This is a genomic window from Dolichospermum sp. FACHB-1250 (assembly GCF_014696335.1).
Lineage (GTDB): Bacteria > Cyanobacteriota > Cyanobacteriia > Cyanobacteriales > Nostocaceae > Dolichospermum > Dolichospermum planctonicum.
Genome location: NZ_JACJPZ010000097.1, coordinates 1 through 7,057 on the forward strand (window position 1 = coordinate 1; position 7,057 = coordinate 7,057).

Below are 7,057 nucleotides of genomic sequence, written 5' to 3' on the forward strand. Positions count from 1 at the left end.
GGACATTAGAATCCCTCAATGAAGCGATGACGATTGCAGTTAATTATCTTACAGAAGATGATGCTTTCAACTGGTTCAACCACTGTGGCTTATTTACCTGAAAACTGCTGTAATTCAGAAAATCTAGCAAAATCGCCTATATTGTGGGTCAGCAACCGAGGAATGCCATAAACTAACATTGTGGCAACTATATTAGCATCATGTACTTGCTTACCGCCAATATTGATTTCTGTCATTAATTTCAATAATCTTTCAGTTACTAAAGCAGTATTTTCAGCAACATGAAAATAACTACTAAAATATTCTACATCAGCTACTAAAGAAGTAATAGGAATTGTTCCAGTTAAATCACTACGTCTTGTCATACCTGATAAATATTCTCGCAAAGTTTGCCGACTAATCCACATTTCTATATCTTGATCAGCAAAATATTGTAATCTTTGTATTGCTTGTGTGTGAAATGGTGATAAAGCTAAATTGCTATAAATCAGAATATTTGTATCTATAAAAACCGCTTTATCTATCATATAAATCTTCTCTACGAAAGGTGAAATTATCAGCAACTAAACCCACAGGATAAGCTGAACATTTAAACCTTTTTGCTTGATTTTTTGCTGCTAATTGCTCTGATTTACCACTTTCATTAAGAACTATAACTACTTGATATTCACCTGCGGGGATATCTGGAGGTAATTGGAGTGTAATTTGTCGCTCTGGGGTAACATTCACAACTGTTTCTATTGTTTTCATTACCTTTTCTCCTCAACAGTATCTACTAAACATTATCTTACCTTTTTCTGGTACATAAAGTCAATAACTATTGATAAATTTCCCCAAAATTAAATATCCAATAACCCATATCGTTTTTGCAAAGCCAATAACTTCATCCTCGCTTCCCCAGCATTATCCGCTAAATCAGCAAATTCCACAAACCTCTTTAATTCCTTCTTTAATAAATTCCGTTCCACCTCAATAGTTTCCCTATCCAAATCTGGTGGTAACACAATCATATCAAAAATCGTTGCCCGTTCCTTACCAGGGTGAGGACGTAAAACCCGTCCCCGACGTTGGATAAATTGACGGGGATTTCCTGAACTTGATAAAATTACTGCGGTTTTAATAGCAGGAATATCCACACCTTCATCTAAACACCGAATTGCAACTAAACCCTGTAATTCTCCACTTTCAAATTGACGACGTAAAATTTCCCTTTCCTCTAATGAAGTGTTTGCTGTATAGGTACTGACTTTATAACCTAATTCTCCCCCCAAAATTTGAGCAACTGCTTTGAGTTGACGCAAGGAATAACGCTCTCCAATTTCTTGAGAACCATCACTACAATAAAACAGTGTATGGGTAGTTCCTCGCCGATTTTTCATTAACTCTTGTAAAGCTGTTAATTTATTTTCCGCTGTGCCAACTAACCGCGCTCTCTGTATTAATAAAGATTTAATATCTTCGTTGTCTTCAAAATCTCCTGTCTCCCCCATATCTCGATCTTTATACAGTAGAGAACGCCCGATTTTTTTGGTTAATTTTAAATAAGCTATACTTTCAAATTCCGTTAATTCTACTAACACCGGATTATAAATATAATGAACTAATGCACCTTGAGCAATGGCATCTTGTAAATTAAATTCAGGTTGCAAAACTGGACCAAAATAATCTAATAAAGATTGTGTTCCATCATCATCAAAATATCTTTCTGGTGTGGCTGATAAAGCTAAACGTAAACCCACATTGCGTGGTAAACTTTCCTCTAATTTCCGTGATCCTAAATTATGGGCTTCATCACCAATAATCAAGGTTTTTGGCGGAAAATATTTAAGTTGTGTCTGAAAACCATCACTAATTAAAGTAGAATTAGTGGTAATTACTGTGAGAAAATTTTGAGAACCAGAGGACAAATTATAGATTGCCGTGGAAAGTTGACTTTGCCAACTGCGTAAATTATCAAATGCTAAAATCGGCTGTAAGTTAAATTTCTCACATTCTCTGCCCCACTGGGTAACAAGATGACGATAGGGACACACCACTAACAGGACTTGTAAATCAATTTGCTGATATAATTCATAAGCGATCGCTAATGCAGTAATAGTCTTACCACTACCAGTAGCCATTTTTAATGTTCCCCTGCCATGATTAGTAAACCAGCTAGTCACAGCTTGACGTTGATACTCTCGCAATTGCAGAGATAAAGGCATTTTCGGAAAGCCCGGTAATGGTTGCTTAACTTGATAACTGCCTTTTTTCTCCCCCGCATAAGGTAACTTGAGTTTAAAAGTAAGCAGTTTCGGGGCTGGATTTGGCGTTAAGTACATAAACTGGAGTAATTAATGGGTAATGGGTAATTGGTAATGGGTAATTGGTGATCATCAGTAGTCACTTATTTTTATTTGCTTATTTGCCACTGACTACTGACCACTAACATCCTTTAGTTATAATTTAGTTATAATTGCGCCAAATACCCACCAAAGAACCTTGTACCTCCACTTGCACTGCGGGAACTTCTATGGGTTTGTAATCAGGATTTGCCGGTTTGAGAGTGACAAGATCATCATGACGATAAAAACGTTTTAAAGTTGTTCCGTGTCCTTCCACCCTGGCAGCCACAATAGTCCCATTTTTTAATTGATTCGGTTCAGCCACAGGGCGCAAAAATACTACATCACCATCTGCAATCAAATCTTCAATCATACTATCCCCAGCAACCCGTAAAGCATAGCTTTTAGGAGGTAATGATAAATTAGCTAAATCCATAATTTCCACCGCCTCTGTGAACGGTTCTATCAAACCACCTGCGGCAATAGTTCCTAAAATTGGTACACCTTGTTTCACAGGATTAAGTATACGCAGAGTTCTAGCTCTACCTTCGTCCCAGCCAATATAGCCCTTATTGCGTAAATGTTCCAAACGACTTTGCACCGGTGCAGGAGATTTCAAATTCATCCCTTGCATCATTTGGCGAATGGAGGGAGAATGTTGATTCAACTTGATATATTCTACCAACCATTCGTATAGTTCTTTTTGCGGTTCTGTGAGACGTTCCATAGTTTTTTCAGGAAGTAAATAATAAATAAATGCCCATAGAACATTGGTACTACAAAATTCTTCCCTTCACAAGCTTTTATTAAAAATTCATGGTAAATAATAGGCAAGAGGCAAGAGGCAAGAGGCAAGAGGCAAGAGGCAAGAGGCAAGAGGCAAGAGTAAGTAAATAATAATTTCACCCATTACCCATTACCCATTACCCATTACCCATTACCCATTACCCATTACCCATTACCCATTACCCATTACCCATTACCAATACTGTTATTTTGCCCCAAGAATACTGGCTAGTAAAGCTTTTTGAGCGTGTAAGCGATTTTCTGCTTGATCCCAAACTCGTGACTGTGAACCTTCAATTACCTCTTCAGTAATTTCTTCACCACGATGTGCCGGTAAACAGTGTAAAACAATTGCTTCTGGATCAGCAAGACTTAATAACTGTTTAGAAATTTGATAGGGTTGAAAAACAGGAAAACGGTTATTGGCCTGTGTTTCTTGTCCCATACTTGCCCAAACATCAGTATACAGCACAGATGCACCTTTAGCCGCTGCTTCAGGATCATGAGTCAACAAAACCTCAGTTTTATTATTAGCGATCGCTCTGGATTTTTCCACAATTTCCGCATCTGGAGAATATCCCGACGGAAAAGCTATTCTCACATTCATTCCCACCAAAGCACAACCCAACATCAGGGAATTAGCGACATTATTACCATCACCAACATAAGTTAAGGTTAAACCAGCTAAACTCCCAAATTTTTCCTGAATAGTCAACAAATCAGCCAGAATTTGACAAGGATGTTCCAAATCTGTCAAAGCATTGATCACCGGAATTTTCGCATATTTAGCAAAAGTTTCCAACTCCTGTTGGGCAAAAGTGCGAACTGCTAAAACATCCAAATAACGATCTAATACCCTAGCAGTATCCTGGATAGGTTCTCCTCGACTCACCTGAGTTACATTAGGGTGAAGATCAATTACCTGCCCCCCTAATTGGTACATAGCTACTGTAAAACTAACTCTAGTGCGTGTTGAAGCCTTGGAGAATAACAACCCCAAGACCTTTTGACAATGCAGCTTGAGTTTTTCTGACTTAAGTTGAGCAGCCAATTCTAGCAGTTCTTGTAGTTCCCCCGAACTCAGATCCGCTAAACTTAATAAATCTCTGCCTATTAATGCTGTCATGCCTGATTATCTATCATAAAGAACAAATGGTTTTACGCGCCTTCACTTAGCTGTGTTGTGAGGAATACAAAATTGAACTTTACCAAATATTCTTGCATGAATCTACAACATGACCGCTAGTTTTGACTATTTTTGACAAACAGAAAAATATTTTGTTTACCCTCTAGACAAATCATTTACATGAGGCTATAATGTGTAATCGGTGAGGGAATAAAAAATCTTCCCGCCAACACCAACCGCCAGCATAGCACAGTGGTAGTGCATCCGACTTGTAATCGGAAGGTCGCAGGTTCAAATCCAGCTGCTGGCCTTGTTCCTTTTTAAATTCGCACATTATATGTCGCAGTTCGTAAATTAATTTTGCGGTGGTTGTTTTTCAGAGTCAATTTAATGATTCTAAGTTTTCGCAGCTAATTAATGTCGTTGAATAGTTTAAGATTAACTCTCAGCATAATTTATTTACAGCAGTTCCTGGTATTATGAAGTACAGATATTAATAATAAAACTCTTGTGGTGCAGGCATCTTGCCTGCACAGAGTGTACCTCACTCAAAGCTACTTGCTGTATCATCATCATTTAATTATCTCAAAGCTTATATGATTATCAATTCTATAAAACAAGAAATCAGAATCAATAGTGAGAATTTGATAACAACCAGTCTTTTCCGCGATTTATTCCCTTACTCTTTCAACAATACCGCCTTCTGGTGGGCGATCGCACAATTCACATTTTAACGCCAACCTACTTATTAAGATTATAATATGATGGGTATTGACTCTGTAGAAACACTCATGTTAAGCTATGTAATGATTAATAAAATCTAACTTTAAAATCTAATTTAGACATTCTGCATCTTACTTTGATTAACCAGGAGTATCGAAAATGCCAGTAGGAATGCCCGAATTTGTGGAAAACCCGGAAAATCGTTGTCCGGTAATTCTTTTGCTTGACACCTCTGGCTCAATGTCAGGACAACCTATCCAGGAGTTAAATCGGGGTTTAGCAGCCTTTAAAGAAGATGTGATGAAAGATGCTCAAGCCTCTTTAAGTGTAGAAGTGGCTATTGTCACCTTTGGACCGGTGCGACTCACACAAGATTTCGTCACCATAGACCATTTTACACCGCCCAAACTAGAAGCCGATGGTGTCACCCCAATGGGTGCAGCCATAGAATATGCCTTAGACCTATTGGAAAAACGCAAACAATCTTATAAAGATAACGGTGTCCATTATTATCGTCCTTGGGTATTTTTAATTACCGATGGTGCGCCCACAGATGATTGGGGAGGTGCAGCGCAAAGAGTAAGAGAAGAAGAAGCACAGCGCCGAATGTTATTTTTTACCGTTGCTGTTCAGGGTGCTGATATGCACAAACTCCGACAAATTGCCCCTCCCGAACGTCCACCAGTGACCCTAAATGGCTTAGATTTTCGGGCTTTATTTGTTTGGCTTTCCACCTCCATGAAACGGGTTTCTAGTGGCAAAGTAGGAGAAGCTGTAGCATTACCACCGGTAGGGTGGGGGCAAATTACAAGTTAAAATAACCTCTCCCTAACCCTCTCCTAAGAAGAGAGGGAAAAGGAATAACATTTAATACTGGAGAGGTTTATCAGAGGGGTTATAAAGTCTAATAAAATATAAAGGATTTATTAATTGTGGGTTGGAAAGCTATAGCGCGTTCTGCGGTGGGAACAAGTCATCAGGGGCAAAAAATACCTTGTCAAGACTGCGGACATTATCGCATTTTTGATGATGTCATTGTCGGCGCAGTTGCTGACGGGGCTGGGAGTGCTAAATATTCTCACTTTGGTTCTGAATTGGCAGTAAAAACTGTAATTAAATGCTTTGCTGATATTAACAAACTTCCTGATCAACAAGGTTTTACTCAACCACTGAATCAAGAAGAATCTCAGGAAGTCTTTACTAAGTTTGTCAAAGAAGTTATTAGGGCATTCAATGAAAAAGCAGATCATAAAGGTTATTCCGTCAGTGATTTAGCTTGTACCCTGTTAGTTTTTATCGCAACTCCCGAATGGGTTGCAGCCATGCAAATTGGCGATGGTTTTATGGTAGTCCGTTGCCAAGATGCAGAATATCAATTATTATTTGAACCAGATAAGGGGGAATTTTTCAACGAAACAACTTTTGTCACTTCAGCCAATGCCCTGGAGGAAATGCAGGTACAGGTAATTTCAGGTAAACAACAGTTTATTTGTGCTTCTACTGATGGATTAGAAAAAGTAGCAATTCGCTTGAGTGACTGGCAACCTCACGCGCCATTTTTTAAACCTTTGGAGGAATATTTGCGAGAAACAGATAATCCAGAAGATGATGAAAAATATGTAATTGATTTCCTCAATTCTGAGCGGTTAAATTCTCGCACTGATGATGATAAAACTTTGCTTTTGTGTTGTTTTGAAAATCAGATTTAGTAGTCATAATTAAATGATGGGCGGGCAGGAGGCCCACCTCACAAGAGTTATATATTTATTGTGGGATGGGCTTCTAGCCCGTCCTAGTCAACAAGATGAGCGGGCAGGAGGCCCACCTCACAAGAGTTATATATTTATTGTGGGATGGGCTTCTAGCCCGTCCTAGTCAACAAGATGAGCGAGCAGGATGCCCACCTCACCAGAGTTATATATTTATTGTGGAATGGGCTTCTAGCCCGTCGTAGTCAACAAGATGAGCGAGCAGGATGCCCACCTCACCAGAGTTATATATTTATTGTGGGATGGGCTTCTAGCCCGTCCTAGTCAACGGCAGGATGCCCACCCCACCAGAGTTATATATTTATTGTGGGATGGGCTTCTAGCCCGTC

Annotated in this window: 7 protein-coding genes and 1 tRNA gene; 3 read left to right on the forward strand and 5 right to left on the reverse strand. The window is 39.0% G+C overall.

Going from position 1 to position 7,057, the window contains the following annotated elements; all coding sequences use genetic code 11:
• Positions 1-89 precede the first annotated feature (89 nt).
• The 5 genes from H6F39_RS19875 to argF all read right to left on the reverse strand — a co-directional run bounded on the left by H6F39_RS19875 (position 90) and on the right by argF (position 4,236).
• The gene (locus H6F39_RS19875; RefSeq protein ID WP_190397284.1) at positions 90-527 is read right to left on the reverse strand and encodes a PIN domain-containing protein; all 438 of its coding nucleotides are present in this window, start codon (positions 525-527) and stop codon (positions 90-92) included.
• Positions 517-750, reverse strand: coding sequence for a hypothetical protein (locus H6F39_RS19880; RefSeq protein ID WP_137907380.1), 234 nt, complete (start codon positions 748-750; stop codon positions 517-519). Before H6F39_RS19880 ends, H6F39_RS19875 begins: the two co-directional genes overlap by 11 nt.
• Positions 751-839: 89 nt before the next feature.
• On the reverse strand, positions 840-2,321 hold the full coding sequence (locus tag H6F39_RS19885) for a DNA phosphorothioation system restriction enzyme (RefSeq protein WP_190397285.1): 1,482 nt from the start codon (positions 2,319-2,321) through the stop codon (positions 840-842).
• A 124-nt stretch (positions 2,322-2,445) separates the two neighbouring features.
• On the reverse strand, positions 2,446-3,051 hold the full coding sequence (gene lexA, locus H6F39_RS19890) for a transcriptional repressor LexA (RefSeq protein WP_137907378.1): 606 nt from the start codon (positions 3,049-3,051) through the stop codon (positions 2,446-2,448).
• A gap of 264 nt (positions 3,052-3,315) precedes the next feature.
• Positions 3,316-4,236 carry an ornithine carbamoyltransferase gene (argF, locus tag H6F39_RS19895; RefSeq protein ID WP_137907377.1) on the reverse strand — a complete coding sequence of 307 codons (921 nt, stop codon included), beginning with the start codon at positions 4,234-4,236 and terminating at the stop codon, positions 3,316-3,318.
• Between the two features lie 238 nt (positions 4,237-4,474).
• Between argF and H6F39_RS19900 the strand changes: the two genes are divergently transcribed.
• The 3 genes from H6F39_RS19900 to H6F39_RS19910 all read left to right on the forward strand — a co-directional run bounded on the left by H6F39_RS19900 (position 4,475) and on the right by H6F39_RS19910 (position 6,668).
• Positions 4,475-4,546 (forward strand) — tRNA-Thr (locus H6F39_RS19900).
• A 572-nt stretch (positions 4,547-5,118) separates the two neighbouring features.
• On the forward strand, positions 5,119-5,775 hold the full coding sequence (locus H6F39_RS19905) for a VWA domain-containing protein (protein ID WP_137907376.1): 657 nt from the start codon (positions 5,119-5,121) through the stop codon (positions 5,773-5,775).
• 116 nt (positions 5,776-5,891) lie between these two features.
• On the forward strand, positions 5,892-6,668 hold the full coding sequence (locus tag H6F39_RS19910; protein WP_190397286.1) for a protein phosphatase 2C domain-containing protein: 777 nt from the start codon (positions 5,892-5,894) through the stop codon (positions 6,666-6,668).
• Positions 6,669-7,057: the final 389 nt, after the last annotated feature.